This is a genomic window from Undibacterium sp. WLX3042, from assembly GCF_049544825.1.
In the GTDB taxonomy this organism is placed as follows: Bacteria; Pseudomonadota; Gammaproteobacteria; order Burkholderiales; family Burkholderiaceae_D; genus Undibacterium.
This window is the reverse complement of the sequence record NZ_CP186698.1, coordinates 2,474,638-2,491,632: the sequence shown is the minus strand read 5'-3', so window position 1 is coordinate 2,491,632 and position 16,995 is coordinate 2,474,638. Positions and strand designations below refer to the sequence as shown.

The following is a 16,995-nucleotide window of genomic DNA, read 5'->3' as shown; positions in this document are numbered from 1 at the left end:
ATACGCGCTATGAAAAATTTAGAACTGATATTGCCGTTCAGCATTCCCCCGTCCGGACTGGAAAACGATCTGATTAAAGCGATGCAGACGCCTGCCCTGGCGCGTCTGATTGCCTCTGCAAAACGCTCCACCGTCAAAAACATTGATCCGTTTGCCAAAGCACTGGTGCATGAATATTTGCTGGCAGACGAACTGGAGGGTGCACACGACTGCGATCCGTCAGTCACGTTAAACCGCATGCAGGAGAAGGGTTTGCGACCAACTGAGGGACGTTGGTTCACACTGCAACCTGTTCATATCCATATCGCCCGCGATCATCTTGTTCTGACTGACCAGCGGCGACTCGACATCTCAGAACAAGAGTCGCGCGTCTTATATGGCATTGCAAAAACAGCGACTGAGGAAGCGGGAATGACGTTACTGTACGGCGATGCGTTGACATGGTTCCTGCGTGCGGATAACTGGACTGGCTTAACAACAGCCAGCGCTGACGCGGCCTGCGGCCATAATGTCGATATCTGGATGCCGGATGGCGAACATGCGAGAGCCTGGCGCAAACTGCAAAATGAAATTCAGATGCTGTGGTTCGCACATACGCTGAATGATGAGCGCGAAGCGCTGGGTAAAAAAGTCATCAACTCAGTCTGGCTGTCTGGTGGTACCGACACATTGATGACGCAAAATAAACTGACACATACAGCGCATTCATTTGGTGACTTACTTACCGGTTCAGATGCAAGCTCTACAGACACTGTATGCGTCTTACTTGAACAGTTAAGCGAATCCGCGATTAACAGTGACTGGGGACAATGGCTGACGAAAATGCAGACATTGGAAAGCGACTGGTTTGCGCCTGTACTCGCCACATTAAAAAACCGCCAGCTCGACAGCGTCACGCTGTTCTGCTCTGATGCACATCGGCTAACCAGCTTTCGGCTGACGCCGTGGTCGCTACGCAAATTCTGGATCAAACCCAGCCTGCAAGCACTTTTCACACTGAAGCCGACATGACCCGCATTACCACCCGCCCCTACTCCCTGCGCGAATCGGAAATGCTGCGACAAAGCGGCATGCACCCGGTACTGGCACGTCTGTATGCTGCGCGTGGCGTACACAGCGCAACGGAGCTGAGCACAGAATTAAGCGCCATGTTGCCGCCTTCAGGCTTATTGCAGGTAGAGAAAGCAGCGGTTTTTCTGGCAGATGCGATCGCCGCACGTAAGAAGCTGGTAATCGTTGCCGACTATGACTGCGATGGTGCAACGGCCTGTGCGGTTGCCATTCGCGGCTTGCGTATGCTGGGCGCGAATGTGGATTACATCGTGCCGAATCGTTTTGAGTACGGCTATGGCCTGACACCGGAAATCGTCGCGCTGACTATACGCGAAAAATCACCGGATATCATCGTCACCGTTGACAATGGCATCGCCAGTGTTGACGGCGTCGCCGCAGCGCAGGCGCAGGGTATCGCCGTCCTTGTGACCGATCATCATTTACCCGGCGAGCGGTTACCCGATGCAGAAGTCATCGTCAATCCGAATCAACCCGATTGCAATTTCAGCAGTAAGCATCTGGCGGGGGTCGGCGTCATGTTTTATGTGTTACTCGCACTGCGGGCAGAATTGCGCAAGCGCGGCGTATTTGACCAGCAACAACAGCCCAAGCTCGATACCCTGCTCGATCTAGTCGCCCTCGGCACTGTTGCCGACGTCGTGCAGCTTGATGCGAATAATCGTATTCTCGTTGCGCAAGGACTTAAACGCATGCGAGCAGGACGTGTTTGCGCGGGCATTGCAGCGTTATTCCGGGTCGCTGGTCGCGAGCCTCGCAACGCCAGCCCGTTTGATCTGGGCTTTGCACTTGGCCCGCGCTTAAATGCCGCTGGCCGTCTTGCCGATATGTCGCTGGGCATAGAATGCCTGACCACCGACGACGAAGGCCGTGCGTGGCAAATCGCTCAGGAACTCAATAGCATCAATGCCGAACGCAAAGACATAGAACGCGACATGCAGGACGTCGCGATGCTGCATCTTGATCAGTTTGAGCCTGCAACCAGCCATACGATTACCGTTTTTGACGAAAGCTGGCATCAGGGTGTGATCGGCATTGTCGCCTCGCGACTCAAAGATAAGTTTTATCGTCCGACGATTACTTTCGCGCCGGGTGACGATGGCCTGATCAAAGGTTCGGGCCGCTCCATTCCCGGCTTTCACTTGCGTGACGCGCTTGATCTGGTTTCGAAACATGCCCCGACGCTGATACAAAAATTCGGCGGGCACGCAATGGCGGCTGGGCTAACCTTACGCCATGAAGATTTACCCGCATTCCAGCAAGCGTTTGAAGCCGTAGGAAAAAGCTGGTTGCAACAACATCAGCTGGAACGCATCATAGAAACCGATGGCCCACTCGAAGAAGCCTATTTCAGCACCGACTTTATCGCATTAATGGACAGTCAGGTCTGGGGTCAGGGTTTTCCGCCACCGGTGTTCTGCGATGACTTTAAACTGATCTCACAACGCATCCTGAAAGAACGCCATTTAAAACTGGTGCTGGAGAAAAATGGTGTTCGTTATGACGCGATCTGGTTTGGTCATACCGACAATCTGAGCGAACATGTGCATGTCGCATTCAGGCTCGATGCCAATGAATACAACGGTGTCACCAGAGTTCAGTTGCTGGTCGAGCATATTGAATGCTGACTTAGCAAAAACTGCACGACGGCATCTGCTGCCAGCGCCAAGTTTTCTGCTGATGCATTTGGGAGCAACTGCATATCCGGCGTATGAATTTGCAGCAGATGATCACCGCGCAGCAGCCTCAGAGTGAAGTTTGCTGCCGCCAGATCCACAATACGATGCAGGCTCGCAACCGTGCAATGAGGATCCTTGTCGCCGCTAACGATCTGCAAAGGGCGGGTTTCTGCGAGCAGACCCGGGTAATATGTGGCGCGGACATCGCACAGCTTACCATCCTGCATTTCATCGAACAAAGGCGTGATCAGCACGCCGCTGTTTAATTCTACGTCGTCGCACAATGCCTGCCAGACAATCAGGCTGCCAAATGATTTTCCAATGATATGTACTTGCGCTGACAATATGCGTGACTCTGCCCGTAACTGCCCTATTACTTCTTTTAGCTGTTGCAACTCATCCTGTAGTGCAAATGATGGCTGGCCGGCGAGCGGATCCGTTGAAACGCCAGTTAAGACGCCCTGCCGCAAATCCTGCTGCGACCGCCTTCTCCGCCAGCAAGCTGAATAACTCCCTGTGCATGGCATAACGCAATCCCGGGACAATCACGATTGCAGGAAAAGGACCGCTACCGGCAGGAAAATCGACGACATAAGTCATGTTTCTATCGTTTCAGGTTTAATTCAGTTTTGACTATGTTTCGACTGTGTTTTGACTAATTTTCAATTAAATAGTAACTTAGTTTTGGAAACTAATTTTCATTTACGCAGTCCATGTATTGATAGGTAACCAATATTACCCAAATCAAAAACCAAAAAAGATCCTCAAAGACCTGAAAGACGAAAAGAAACAATTACATGAGATTGCCCGCCAGCAAACCTTTATCATCAGCGACCGCACTGCTCCCCTTATTCGGATTATTCCTCAGCGGTTTCTTTACATTGAATTGCGCTCTTGCTGCGACAGAAAACGTTGCTACCGACAAGACTCAGGTCAGCACAGGGAAATCTGCTGGCAACAAAGCTTATCCGGGCATCGTGCAACTGACCGTTGATGCCAGCGATCTGGACAGGAAAATTTTTAACATCCGCGCCAGTATTCCGGTACAAACTGGCCCGCTAACACTATATTTCCCCGAATGGCTGCCAGGCAAACATGGCACAAACGGAGCCTTGAACCAGCTTGCAGGGCTGCACTTCAGCGGCAACCAGCAATCCATCGCCTGGAAACGTGACCCATTGAATATGTATGCGTTTCATCTGCAAATTCCTGCAGGCGTCAGTCAGCTCAAAGCCGAATATCAGTTCCTGTCACCGACGGATGATAAATTCGGCCGCGTTACGATCACGCCGGAAATTATCGGTGTGCAATGGAATAACATGATTCTGTATCCGGCGGGCGCAGCGTCTGACCAGATACAGATTCAGCCTACCCTGATTTTGCCAGCCGGATTTCAATTCGGCAGCGCACTGAAGCTGGCAGAAAAAAGTGAGAACCTGAGCCCAAGTCAAAGCCAAAACGAGTTTCAGTTCAAGCCTGTCACGCTGGAGGAGCTGGTTGATTCGCCCGTATTTGCAGGGAAATATTTCAAACGTTTTGATCTCAATCCCGGCGCAAAAGTACCTGTGCATCTGAATGTGGTGGCGGATAAACCTGAATCACTGAATGCCACGCCCGAACAAATCGCAGCGCATAAGGCGCTGGTGCAGCAAGCGACTATCCTGTTCGGCTCACAACATTATCGCCATTACGATTTTTTACTGGCGCTCAGCGATGAATTTTCCGGCATAGGGCTTGAACATCACCAGTCCAGCGAAAATGGCGTGCGCCCGGGTTACTTCAGCGATTGGGCAAAAAAATCCAGTGGCCGCGATTTGCTCGCGCATGAATACACCCATTCATGGAACGGAAAATTCCGCCGCCCCGCAGATCTGCTGACGCCGCACTTCAACACACCAATGCAGGATAGCTTGTTGTGGGTGTATGAGGGCCAGACTCAGTACTGGGGCTATGTATTGGCAGCGCGTTCGGGATTGATGAAGCAGGAACATATTCGCGACGTGCTGGCAAACATGGCCGCTTATTACGATCATCAGAGCGGGCGCAGCTGGCGCAATTTGCAGGACACGACTAATAATCCCGTGTTTGTGAGCCGCCGCAGTCAGGCCTGGAGCGATTTTCAGCGGGATGAAGATTATTACCGCGAAGGCGCATTACTCTGGCTGGAAGTTGATGCGCAGTTACGCGCACTTTCGCAAGAAAAACGCTCGCTGAATGATTTTGCCAGCAAGTTTTTTGGCGTCAATGATGGCAGCATACGCCCGCTAGCTTATCAATTGAGCGACGTGATCAACACCCTCAATGAAATACAGCCATTTGACTGGGGGCATTTCCTGCAAGAGCGTGTCGAAGGTTTACAAAGCAAAACACCGACTGCGAGTCTGGAACTGGCTGGCTGGAAACTGGTGTACACCGAGAAACCGTCAGAGTATGCAAAAGCAACAGAAGATGCGCAGGATGGTGACTTTCTGTATTCGCTCGGATTCAGTCTGGATAAAACCGGCAAAATCACTCGCATGCTATTAAACAGCCCTGCCGGTAAAGCGAATATCCTGAGCGGCAGCCTGATCATCGCCGTTAATGGCAAAAGCTATAAAGCAGAGGCACTGAAATCAGCAATCACCAATGCCAAATCGCAAAAGCAAGCCATTGAGCTGATCGTCAGACATGGCGACTACTACCGCACAGTCAGGTTCGATTATTTTGAAGGATTAAAATATCCGGCATTAATACGTGACAACAGTCATCCGGACCGGCTCACGAAGATACTCAGTCCTTTGAAATGAGCAAGCGCCTGGGTCAGCGACAGGCAACGCCGACGGTAAACGTGACCACTTGCGTTTTATCTGTCACAGTTCTATCCCGCCCTCCAGGCGACGATATTTTTAGTTCCACCCACCGACAGGAGATCACCAAAAGTGAAAACTCAAGCAATTAAAACACCAACATTCAAAGCGCAGATTGTGAGCGCCATTGCATTACTGATCGCTGGGGCTGCCAGTGCATCTGCGGCAGAACCTGCCAAAGCCGCGCCACTGCAATCGGGTATTGACGTTCAGTACAACGACAAATCCGTCAAACCACAAGAAGACTTTTACCGTCACGTCAATGGCACCTGGCTCAAAAATGCCCAGATCCCGTCAGACCGTTCTTCTGCCGGTGCTTTCATGGATTTGCGCGAAGCAGTTGTGCCACGTCTGCACGCTATCATCGATGGGCTGGCAAAAGCCAAGAATGCCAGCGGATCAGATGCGCAGAAAATCAGCGATCTGTACGCCAGCTTCATGGATACGAAAAGCATAGAAGCTGCTGGTCTGAAGCCATTGCAGGCGGATTTTGCCAAAATCGATGCGCTGACCGATAAAAAGCAAATTCCTGTCCTGATGGCGTGGCTCAATCGCATCAGCGTCACCGCGCCTTACGATATTCAGGTGCATCAGGACAATAAAGATTCGACCAAATACGTGCTCGACATCGCTCAATCCGGTCTGGCCTTACCTGACCGTGACTACTACCTGAAAGACGACGACGCCAAGCTGAAAGATACTCGCAGCAAATATCTGAAGCATATCGAAACCATGCTGACGATGTCGGGCGACAAAGAAGCAGCAAAAAATGCGGCGGCGATTCTCGCATTTGAAACAGAACTCGCGAAAGTACAATGGACCAAAGTCGATTTGCGCGATCCGATCAAGGCTTACAATAAAGTCGAGATCAGCAAAATCAATGAACTCACTGCAGGCTACGACTGGAATGCCTATCTGAAAGAACTCGGCGTCACCGGCAAAATTGATTATGTCATCGTCAGCCAGCCCAGCTATCTGGTTGGCATGAACAAGGTATTGCAGGAAACATCGCTCGACACGATCAAGGCGTACTTCAAATGGCATTTGCTGAGCTCGGTCGCCAGCCAGTTGCCTAAGCAATACAGCGACGAGAATTTCGCGTTTTTTTCAAAAACACTGCGCGGTGTTCCTGAACAGGAAATCCGCTGGAAACGCGGTGTTCGCCTGGTCGATTCCGGCATGGGTGAAAGCTTAGGCAAACTGTATGTCGCCAAGTACTTCCCTGCTGAAAGCAAAGCGAAAATGGAAAAACTGGTCGCGAATCTGTTGTTAGCGTACAAGGAAAGTATCGATACGCTGGACTGGATGAGCCCGGAAACGAAGAAAGAAGCACAGGCAAAACTGGCAACGTTCATGCCTAAAATCGGCTATCCGAATAAGTGGAAAGATTACTCCGCGCTACACATCACCAAAGGCGATGCGGTCGGCAATCTGCGTGCTATCCGTAGTTTCGCTGCACAAACCGAACTCAATAAACTCGGCAAACCGATTGACCGCGACGAATGGGGCATGACACCGCAAACCGTGAATGCGTATTACAACCCGGAGATGAATGAAATCGTCTTCCCGGCTGCGATCCTGCAACCACCGTTCTTCAATCCGAAAGCGGACGATGCCGTGAACTACGGTGGTATCGGTACCGTTATCGGACATGAAATCAGCCACGGCTTCGACGATCAGGGTGCACAATATGACGGCGCGGGTAATCTGCGTGACTGGTGGACAAAAGAAGATCACGTCAAGTTCGCTGCGAAAACAGCCGCACTGGTCAAACAGTACAATGCATTCAGCCCGGTTCCCGGCTACAACGTCAATGGCGAACTGACGCTGGGTGAAAATATTGCCGACAATTCCGGTCTGGCAATTGCCTACAAAGCTTATCAGTTATCGCTTGGCGGCAAACCTGCGCCAGTCATTAACGGCTTAACCGGTAACCAGCGTTTCTTCATGGGTTTTGGTCAGGTCTGGCGCGGCAAATTGCGCGAACAGGAAGCGATCATCCGTATCAAGACCGATCCGCACTCCCCTGGCGAATTCCGCGCCAATGGTTCACTGCGTAATATGACCCCGTTCTATCAATCGTTCGGCGTCAAAGAAGGCGACAAGATGTATCTGCCGCCAGCAGAACGCGTGTCGATCTGGTAATCAGTCAGCTGATTGTCACACTGCCGTATAACAGCGGCAGCGACAGTTCAATATGAAAAGCCGGGTATAAAAATATGCCCGGCTTTTTTTGTCTGAAGTACTGAATTTGCCTGTCAGCAGACATAGCGTGCGAAGTGTCTGAATTGTCCAACGTCTACGTGACACACGCCAGCGGCTCGATAAAGACTAAATATGAGAAAAATAATACTGGGGGAGTATATTTTAAAGCCCTTTATTTATAAGGACATGAAGGCTAAAAACGCAGATACTCCCCTGAAAATCCATTTTTTCCGGAATATTCAGGGTGGTTTCAGCTTGACGCCTGATTGATTCAGGCTGGCGCAGCAGCACCCAGCAAGATAATTCCCGGAATCAGATTGCGCCCATCGGCACCAAGGTATTCGCGGGTTTCGGCTGGAAAGCTCCACGCCATCATGCCTGCCTCCGATGTGCGCAAAGCGGCGATCAGGGCAAAAATATCCGCCTCAAGTCGCTCAGCTGTCGGCGCACAGCTTGCCCGCAAATAGACCGGTAAAAATGCGACGCCGCAGGCCGCTGAGTCTATGCCATTAAGAGTATGACTGGCATCTTTGACTGCTGACGCCAGAACTTTATTCGCCAGAAAAACAGCCTGCCGTGAACGCAGCGCCAGATATTCCTGTTTCGCCTCGATCAGCTCGCCGCCCTGCGCATCTGAAATCCACAAATCACAGCGCCCCAGCCACTCTTTGGTTGCATGACCGTGCTGGCGGGATTTTCTGGCCTGATATTCTTCCAGCGCCACTCGCCCTGAACGCCAGGCTGCCTGCGCCAGTATGCCGACATTGCTGCGCTCGGTGTACCAGTAGGCCGCATCATCGACTTGCTGCGCAAATTCAACGTGACACGCAGCCCACGCCTGCAATACTGGCAGCCATGCGGCAAACCTGTCCTGATCCCGGATTTCCGCCCCGACTATCGCCTTCATTACGTCTTATTCATTCCTGTTTTATTTACGTCACGCGCCATGTGTTCACATGGCAGATTTATGTTGACTCACCGTCGGCCTGGCGTCGACGCATTTCAGCGACACGGACAACCACATATGCAATCAGCGCACAAACGAAGAATAACAGCAGCATCCACGCAATGCCCTGCAAGGTGGCGATAATGGTGCGGTAAATTTCGAGTATCCAGCGTTCTGAAGTCAGTTCCAGCAGTTTGTTTTCCTTATCAAATCTCGCTGGCACGATGTATTTTTCGAGCTCGTAAATTCGCACGCCTGAAGAAATGCCGACCACCAGAATCGCAAATTTCATGTATTTCAGCCACGCAGCGCTGATTGCGTCGGCGATGATACGCTTCAGTATCATGTCTATCGGCTGCGTGAACATACGGGAAACGAGCAAAGCAACGGCAACGGCTACTGCAAAAGTGACCAGCAAAAGAGTCAGAAACATGACGTATCCTTTTCAATTCGTTCGATGATATCGGGTGAAATGCTTTATCCCTGTGTTACGGTGGATGTTCTGGCAACGTGCAGTTTCTCAAAAAAGCTGACCACATCGGCCTCTGCACGGGTCCGCGCAAACGAAGGCAGACTTTGCCAGATGCGTCGACCATAAGGTTTGGAAATCAGTCGCGGGTCGCAGATCATCAGCACACCGCGATCGGTTTCATCGCGTATCAGGCGCCCTGCCCCTTGCTTCAGATTAATAATCGCCTCAGGTAACTGGTGATGCACAAAACCGTTCAGCCCCTTCTTTTCCATCGCTGTGATACGGGCAGCCAGTACAGGATCATCCGGCGGGGAAAATGGCAATTTATCGATAATCACCAATGACAGCGCTTCACCGCGTACGTCCACACCTTCCCAGAAACTCTGACTGCCGATCAGCACACCATTCCCGGCAGCCCGGAAACGATCGAGTAACTCGGTTCGCCCAGCGTCGCCCTGCACAAACAAGGGAAAATTCAAACCGCGTTTTTCAAATTCTTCTTTCAGGCGTTCCGCACTGAATTTCACCGCTTTGAGCGTGGTGCATAACAAAAACGTGCGACCACCTGCCGCAGCAATCACCGGCAATGCCGCTTCGACCACCGCTTCTGCATAGTCCCGTGAATTTGGCTCAGGCATGCCGTTCGGCACATACAAGTAACCCTGTTCCTGATAATTAAACGGGCTCGGCCAGGTATGTGCGGGTTCATTCCACAATCCCATTTGCGAGACAAAATGGCTGAAATCATTTTTCACCGCCATCGTCGCGGAAGTAAATATCCAGGCACGCGGAACACCTTCACGCTGCTTATTGAATATCGGCGCAATCGACAGCGGAGTGCGATGCAGTTGTAATGAGACAGAAAAAGCTTCGACCCATAAAACGTAGTCACCCGCTTTTTCCTTGTCTTTCGGCTCAGCATTCCAGTTATCGATCTGATCCTGCAGCAGGATCGCGCGGGTGCGGCATTGTTCTATCGTTTCGGCGCGTTCGGCCTGTTTTTCCAGTACAGCGATCATGTCGCTCATCGTGGCTTTGAGCGTATCCAGGGTTTCAAAAAACGGACTCGATGGCGCGATCTGATCGATAGAAAGACGCACAATATCCTGCGGAAATGCGAGACGTAAATCGCGGGCCGCGCGTTCAACAGGTGCCACCAGCTTGGCCCATTCAGCACCGTCACGGGCATGTGACAAGCCTTCAGCAAGAACGTCGCGGCAAAGCTCCAGTACCTGCGACGTAGAAACGGTTTCACCAAAAAACAGCGTCGCGGTTTCCGGTAACTGATGGGCTTCATCGAAAATCACGGTATTGGCCGACGGCAGCAATTCAGCAATGCCGGTGTCTTTCAGTGCGACGTCGGCGAAAAACAAATGATGATTGACTACCACCACATCTGCCTGCTGCGCTTCCTTACGTGCTTTCATGACGAAGCAATCCTGGTAGTACTGACACTCTGATCCCATGCAGGTATCTTTAGTCGATGTCACCAGACTCCATACGCTGGCATTTTCAGGGACACGCGACAGTTCAGATTTATCACCGCTACTGGTGGTCTTAATGAAACGTGCGATGTCGCGCAGGTAGCCGACATCTTCGCGCGAACTCAGGCGCCCGTTTTGCAAGGTTCGTTCCAGATGATAATGGCACAGATAGTTGGCCCGGCCTTTGAGCAAAGCGACCGAAACCGGTGCCCGCAAGACCTTTTTGATCATAGGAATGTCACGTAAAAACAACTGATCTTGTAAGTTTTTTGTACCAGTTGAAACAATTACTTTCCCACCCCACAGCAAAGCCGGCGTTAGATACGCATAGGTTTTCCCTGTACCAGTGCCCGCCTCTGCCAGCAAAGTACTCTGCCCGGCGATCGCCGCTGCAACTGCCTTTGCCATTTCTGTCTGTGCCTGACGAGGCCGGTAGCCCGCGATGCTGGTACTGAGCGGCCCTGTCGGACCAAAAATCTGCTCTACTTCGGCATCGTGCGATACGCCGGGATTTATCGTACTGGGAAGGGTATTTTCAATCAAAATGAGGCAATCAGAAGCTAAAACAGAAATATTATTGGCAAAAAAACTCAGGCAGGCACATCCGGCATCATTTGCATTTTAAGCAGAGTAATATGGTCTTTGAGCTGTAATTTACGTTTTTTGAGGCGACGCAACTGCAGCTCGTCATGTGCGGGGTCTGTGGACAAGGTGTTAATCACCATATCGAGATCGCGATGTTCTAGTTCTAACTCAATTATTCGTTGCCGCACTTGTTCAGGATGGCTCATAGCCTTCAGCTTAAAGTAAAATAGGATGAATTCTTGGAAATCAGCACGAGCTGATTTCCGTTAGTGTAATCTACCGAGACGTATGAGCCAATATAAGATCGAAGCTGGTACCGGACAACATATCGGTGACCGCCAGGAACAACAAGACCGTGTCGGCTTATTTGCCGCTGCCAATGCACCAGGCTATATGATGGCTGTGGTCGCCGATGGCATGGGCGGGAAAAGTGGCGGTGCGCTTGCAGCAGAACAGGTAGTCCGTACGGCTAAACAATTATTTGATGATTTCTATCCGGGTAATGATGTTCGTGTCCTGCTCGAAAACATACTCAACGAAGCGCACACCGTTATTAAACTGTCTGCCGTCTCATCTGAAAAAGAACCACACAGCACTTTCGTTGCAATGGTCATCACACCGCAGCAACAAGCGATCTGGGCACATGCCGGCGACTCACGTCTTTACCGTTTCAGCGGTCCGAATTTTGCCGAAAAAACGCGTGATCATTCTTATGTAGAACAACTGGTTGAAGAAGGAAAGATTCTTCCAGAAGAAGCGAAAACCCATAAGCTGTCGAACATACTGACGAATGTGCTGGGTTCCACCACGACTCCGCCGTATATCACTTTTGGTCAGTACGAAGGCTTAAAAGCCAACGACAGCTTTTTGTTATGTTCTGATGGACTCTGGCATTATTTCGACGATGCAGAGCTTTCTGCGGCTGTTGCCGCAAATTCACCAAGACAAGCCTCTGAATTACTGATCAGAAAAGCCCGGGACCGTGGCGCACCACGTGGAGACAACTGTACATTCGCGATTGTGAAATTAGTCGTGCCGCCGGCAGAAGTTAAAACCTACACCGTACAAAAAATGCGCAGAGCAATCTGAGATTAAAGAGCTGAAATCAAAAAGGAAGCCAGATTGGCTTCCTTTTTTTTATTGCCCCGCTTGATTACTGACTATTTCTTCTTACTCGCAAACAAAGCCTGATTCGCTTTACGGTCGGCGTTCACGGTCTGCATGTGCGGTCTGGCGCTGATTCTTGCCAGATAATCCTTGACCGGCAAATCCGCGAGGAAATCACGTCCATAAATTATTTTCGTCGCCATGGAGACCAATGGCAGATGGCATATTGCGACGCAATCGGCCATGGTAAAAGTATCGCCGGCGATAAAAGAATCAAATTTTGCCAGTTGAGAAAAAGCAGAAATATGGCGTGCCAGCTGCTTTTCCACACGGTTCCTGACTTCTTCCGACACCTGTCCGCCAAAAAAAGCCTGCGGATACAATTCACGTGCGAGTAACTCCAGATGCAACTCCATAAATACGATCAGTTCCCGCACTTTTGCTGCTGCAAACGGATCTGCGGGTAATAATGGTTTTTGCGGATACGCTTGTTCTAAATAATCCAGAATGACCTGCGACTCGCACAGTGTCCCCTGTTCAGTTTCAATATAAGGAACTTTACCCAGCGGAGATTTACGCAGCAGATCAGGCGCTCTGTCTGTCCATACGAGAACTTCTTCAAACGGAATATCTTTCTCGAGCAGAGCCAGTTTCACCTTGTTGTAATAATTACTGACAGCAAATCCACAGAGTTTAATCATTGTCTGGCCTCATGATTGATACAACTGAATAACAGTTAATCAAGGTTTATAAAGATTATCAGCGACAACAGCGCCACTGACATTATGGATTAGTTTTGAAATCGATAGTCTCAAAATTAATCACGTTGGTATCTGTATCCGGCTCCGCTTTCCCGCTATCGGCATGCAGTACCACATTAGGCACTTTTTGCCAGCCAGAAGTATCTTTGTCTGCAGGCCTCATCCTGTCTAACTCGTTGGCGACGGATATCAGCAGCAAAATATCACGGTACACCGGTAACTCAAATCCCATGCGTTTACCGTCGCGATCATCAACCAGCAGACTCTCGAGGAAAGGCAAGATGTCTTTCGTATTCCAGAGTGCACATATCTTATTCATCAGATGCTCAAAATCATCCAGATGACGGGTTGGCAAAGTCAAAGGATCCACTTCAAACTCAGGGACATTCGCATTGAAGAAAACAATAAAGCGATCCCGCAATGCGTCGTATTTTTCTTTGTTTTTTGTCACCCGGTAAAGATCAAGCAGATACAGCCAGGGCACTGGAGAATCGGGGCGTTCCTGCTCTGCCTGCGGCTCCAGAATTTCAATCGCACGTTCAGGGTCGTTCACCGACATCCAGAACTCTGCCTCTTGCGTCACATCTGAAATTTCTTCTACTTTCAAAGAATTGGCACGAGACGAGAAGAAATTAAAGGTACTGCTGTTGGTGTCTTCAAGCGATGGAGTAAACGCGCGGACGGTAGCCGACACAGCGCCTGTATCCAATGCTGTTTCTGCTGGCTGCGCTCTCACAGATGTCGCAGCGGACGCGGGTCCGGACGGTGTTTTCAATAAGATCGAACTGTTAATGCCATTGGTCGTCGTCGGCCCGTAGGTTGCCTGTACGTCATTGACCAGCTCTTCAATATTTCTCTTATGTTCAGGCACTGGCTGCTTAGGCTCTTCCTGTTCCCACCAGGTTGATGCATAACGTTTGTGCAAGCGTTGAATGTGGACGAAAAGCAGACCTATCATCGCCAGACCGGCAATGATCAACGCGCCCAGAACATACAGCCAGGGTTTCGCAACAGCCGTGTCTTTTAATTCATCAAAAGCCGCTTTATCCTGCTGGATCTTGCGTTTTAACTGAATCGCCTCCTGCTGAAGGCTTTGTATTTTCTGTTGATCAGCCTTATTTTTATCAGCTGAGACTGGCGGGTTTTCTCCACGCAACATCGCCGCAAACTGTGCCTGTGCCAGGCGTAACTCCGCGATATCCGGCCTATTTTCTGCTTGCTGTTCCGGTGTTGTGGCAGACAAGGTATCCGCCATTTTCAACCCGGCCGGAATGAGCTGCACATCCGCCTCATCAGATAACTTCAACGCATCCCGGCCTGAGCCGGATGCGCGTGCAGCATGAACTTTTTGCGCAGCAGCGACATTGCTCTTTTTTGTTTCCGCCTTGGTATTTGCCACCGGCGATGGGCGCTGCGGTTCTTTTTTGCTCCGTATTGGTTCTTTAACCATCGCGCCTTGCGATGCCGGTGCCGGGCTGTCATTCTGATTCACGACTGGCAAACTCAGATTTTTACCAAAAGCCTTAAATTCCGGAGGATCGAGCAATATCAGATAATCACGGTGTAACTGAATCTCACAACCGACGTTCAGCACCACCTTCAATGCAGGTTCCTGCAAATTTTTGCGGGTAGACAGAGTCAGTATCCGTGAGTCGCCCTGAGCCGACATGCCCAGACTGACTACTGACAGTAAGTCACCATCAGTTGTTTCTACACGAGCTTTAAAACAGTGGAGATCGGCATCCCGCGCATCGGCACCAGTGACTTCTAATTGCGCTTTCAAAGGTTGCCCTAAACCCGACTGAACTCGCAAGCCACCAACACCAAGTGCATAAGCCGACCCAGCCGAACCGGCCGCGATCACGCTGGCACATATCAAGTGTAAGGACGACCTTGGAAAGGGAGCAAAAATAATAATTTCCTCAATGAAAATGAAACAGCATTCTGACGATATGCTCTAATCGCAATATTACTGTCGTTATAACAAAACTTGTTACAACTGGAAATACTAAACAGAAAACAATCTGGCTTTCCGGCAAGTAATTTGATGATATTTATCAATTCAGGCAACAAATCGAATAACAAATAATATAAACGCCGGCATCCGGTTCGATTGAGGTTTATTTTTGCCGGTGATCCAGAATTTTCTTGGCGATTCCGCGCAAAATATTTACTTCCTCCAACTCCAGACGGGTACGTGAAAACAGACGCTTCAGACGCGGCATCAGCTTTTTCGGATGTGCCGGATCAATAAAATCAATCGCAATCAATGCCTGCTCAAGATGCGAATACATGCCTTCGACCGCCTCATTAGTTGCCGCCTGCCCATGGAATCCGACTTGCGGTTCAGCAGACGTCAGTTGCATCGCCATCCTGGCCTCGTATGCCAGCAGTTGTATTGCCTGCGCCAGATTTAAAGACGAGTATGCCGGATTCGCAGGAATATTGATTAATGCCTGACAATTCATGACAACCTCGTTTGGCAAACCATAACGCTCGCTGCCAAATATAAAAGCGACGTCCCCCCCCTGCCGGTGAGCAATACTTTCCGCCAACTCTCGGGGAGTGATAACAGGTGGTGAAAATTCGCGCAAACGGGCGCTCACTGCCGCAACGAGATCACAACCGGCGAGTGCTTCCTCAACAGTATCAACGATGCGGGCAGATTCAAGAATATCTTGCGCCCCGCTGGCAAAAGCGATTGCCTCAGGATGGGTCAACACATCAGGATATCGCGGCCGCACCAGTAGCAATTTCGTAAACCCCATGGTTTTCATCGCTCTTGCCGCAGCACCGACATTACCGGGATGGCTGGTCTCTACCAGTACAAAACGCAGACGTTGAAAAAGAGATGTGTCGGTTTGGGTCAAGTTCATTTAAAATAGCACCATTCAGCGTTAATTATTTTTGGTTACGTGCTTTCGCCGGGCAAAGACAATAGCGCACGCTCTTTATCATTTTTGTGTAGCAAACCAGTTTCTCCCATCAAGAGAGGGAGATACCGTTTGCCGTCATTTTATCGGAAACTATATGCACCCAATGCTCAATACGGCGATTAAAGCCGCTCGTCGCGGCGCGACATTAATTAACCGCGCTTCATTTGACCTCGACCGCGTCAGCGTCACTGAAAAACATTTCAACGATTTTGTCACAGAAGTTGACCAGGCCGCTGAAGCCGCCATCATTGAAGTGCTGAAGACAGCCTACCCTGATCATGCGATTCTCGCCGAAGAGTCGGGAGCTTCCGCTAATTTGCACGACGAAAATGATTATGTCTGGATCATTGATCCTCTCGATGGAACGACGAATTTCATCCACGGTTTTCCACAATACTGTGTTTCAATTGCCCTGCAACATCGCGGCGTTATTACGCAAGCGGTTGTCTACGATCCTACCCGTAACGAATTATTCACCGCCAGCAAAGGTGCGGGGGCGTTTCTCAACGAAAAACGTATTCGCGTCACCCGCTGCGACAAGATCGCCGACGCGCTGATCGGCACAGGTTTCCCTTCACGTGATTTGTCTGGCCTCGATCAGTACATGGAGATGTTCAAAGTGATGACAGGTAAATGTCAGGGACTGAGAAGACCGGGTTCTGCTGCACTGGATCTTGCCTATGTTGCGATGGGTCGCCTTGATGGCTTCTTTGAAAAAGGACTGGCTCCGTGGGACGTTGCTGCCGGCTCTTTGCTGATTACTGAGGCAGGTGGTATTGTCGGCACCTTCTCTGGCGAATCAGATTATCTGTATAAAGGTGATGTACTTGCCGGCACACCTAAAGTTTTCGGACAGATGGTTAATTTATTGCAGCCATTTGCAGCATCGGCAACAAAATAATA

At 50.3% G+C, this 16,995-nt stretch carries 15 protein-coding genes; 6 read left to right on the top strand and 9 right to left on the bottom strand.

All coding sequences use genetic code 11. The features are described 5' to 3' along the window. The first annotated feature begins 9 nt into the window (after positions 1-9). Together ACPAOP_RS11315 and recJ are read left to right on the top strand one after the other, a co-directional pair. On the top strand, positions 10-1,011 hold the full coding sequence (locus tag ACPAOP_RS11315; protein ID WP_423708070.1) for a hypothetical protein: 1,002 nt from the start codon (positions 10-12) through the stop codon (positions 1,009-1,011). Next, positions 1,008-2,699: a single-stranded-DNA-specific exonuclease RecJ gene (recJ, locus tag ACPAOP_RS11310; protein WP_423708069.1), complete on the top strand. Its 1,692-nt coding sequence runs from the start codon at positions 1,008-1,010 to the stop codon at positions 2,697-2,699. The genes ACPAOP_RS11315 and recJ overlap by 4 nt, the downstream gene beginning before the upstream one ends. Here the strand turns inward: recJ and ACPAOP_RS11305 are convergent. Continuing rightward, a complete protein-coding gene (locus ACPAOP_RS11305) occupies positions 2,669-3,094 on the bottom strand; it encodes a hypothetical protein (protein ID WP_423708067.1) in 426 nt (141 codons plus the stop codon). The two genes, recJ and ACPAOP_RS11305, sit on opposite strands and share 31 nt — an antisense overlap. Positions 3,095-3,146: 52 nt before the next feature. After that, the gene (locus tag ACPAOP_RS11300) at positions 3,147-3,350 is read right to left on the bottom strand and encodes a hypothetical protein (RefSeq protein ID WP_423708066.1); all 204 of its coding nucleotides are present in this window, start codon (positions 3,348-3,350) and stop codon (positions 3,147-3,149) included. A gap of 197 nt (positions 3,351-3,547) precedes the next feature. On the opposite strand from ACPAOP_RS11300, the gene ACPAOP_RS11295 reads away from it, so the two are divergent. Beyond that, positions 3,548-5,536, top strand: coding sequence for a M61 family metallopeptidase (locus ACPAOP_RS11295; RefSeq protein ID WP_423708064.1), 1,989 nt, complete (start codon positions 3,548-3,550; stop codon positions 5,534-5,536). 132 nt (positions 5,537-5,668) lie between these two features. After that, entirely contained in the window at positions 5,669-7,741 is a 2,073-nt protein-coding gene (locus ACPAOP_RS11290) for a M13 family metallopeptidase (RefSeq protein ID WP_423679520.1), read from the top strand. 331 nt (positions 7,742-8,072) lie between these two features. On the opposite strand, the gene ACPAOP_RS11285 is transcribed toward ACPAOP_RS11290, so the two are convergent. The 4 genes from ACPAOP_RS11285 to ACPAOP_RS11270 are packed head-to-tail and all read right to left on the bottom strand — an operon-like array spanning position 8,073 to position 11,494. Then, positions 8,073-8,708, bottom strand: a complete 636-nt coding sequence (locus ACPAOP_RS11285; protein WP_423708062.1) for a hypothetical protein — start codon at positions 8,706-8,708, stop codon at positions 8,073-8,075. Between the two features lie 58 nt (positions 8,709-8,766). Beyond that, entirely contained in the window at positions 8,767-9,180 is a 414-nt protein-coding gene (locus ACPAOP_RS11280) for a hypothetical protein (protein ID WP_423679518.1), read from the bottom strand. A gap of 44 nt (positions 9,181-9,224) precedes the next feature. Then, positions 9,225-11,249, bottom strand: a complete 2,025-nt coding sequence (locus ACPAOP_RS11275; protein ID WP_423710009.1) for an ATP-dependent DNA helicase — start codon at positions 11,247-11,249, stop codon at positions 9,225-9,227. Between the two features lie 44 nt (positions 11,250-11,293). Continuing rightward, positions 11,294-11,494: a YdcH family protein gene (locus tag ACPAOP_RS11270; RefSeq protein WP_423679517.1), complete on the bottom strand. Its 201-nt coding sequence runs from the start codon at positions 11,492-11,494 to the stop codon at positions 11,294-11,296. Between the two features lie 82 nt (positions 11,495-11,576). On the opposite strand from ACPAOP_RS11270, the gene ACPAOP_RS11265 reads away from it, so the two are divergent. Next, positions 11,577-12,377 (top strand): PP2C family protein-serine/threonine phosphatase, encoded by an 801-nt coding sequence (locus ACPAOP_RS11265; protein WP_423679516.1) that lies wholly within the window; start codon positions 11,577-11,579, stop codon positions 12,375-12,377. Between the two features lie 71 nt (positions 12,378-12,448). On the opposite strand, the gene ACPAOP_RS11260 is transcribed toward ACPAOP_RS11265, so the two are convergent. The 3 genes from ACPAOP_RS11260 to ACPAOP_RS11250 all read right to left on the bottom strand — a co-directional run bounded on the left by ACPAOP_RS11260 (position 12,449) and on the right by ACPAOP_RS11250 (position 16,032). Beyond that, positions 12,449-13,096 (bottom strand): glutathione S-transferase family protein, encoded by a 648-nt coding sequence (locus ACPAOP_RS11260; RefSeq protein ID WP_423679515.1) that lies wholly within the window; start codon positions 13,094-13,096, stop codon positions 12,449-12,451. Between the two features lie 82 nt (positions 13,097-13,178). Beyond that, entirely contained in the window at positions 13,179-14,939 is a 1,761-nt protein-coding gene (locus ACPAOP_RS11255) for a type IV pilus assembly protein FimV (protein WP_423708060.1), read from the bottom strand. Positions 14,940-15,276: 337 nt separating this feature from the next. Next, positions 15,277-16,032, bottom strand: a complete 756-nt coding sequence (locus ACPAOP_RS11250) for an RNA methyltransferase (protein ID WP_423708058.1) — start codon at positions 16,030-16,032, stop codon at positions 15,277-15,279. 154 nt (positions 16,033-16,186) lie between these two features. Here ACPAOP_RS11250 and ACPAOP_RS11245 point away from each other — a divergent pair, with 154 nt between their 5' ends. Then, positions 16,187-16,993: an inositol monophosphatase family protein gene (locus ACPAOP_RS11245; RefSeq protein WP_423708057.1), complete on the top strand. Its 807-nt coding sequence runs from the start codon at positions 16,187-16,189 to the stop codon at positions 16,991-16,993. The last annotated feature ends 2 nt before the right edge of the window (positions 16,994-16,995 follow it).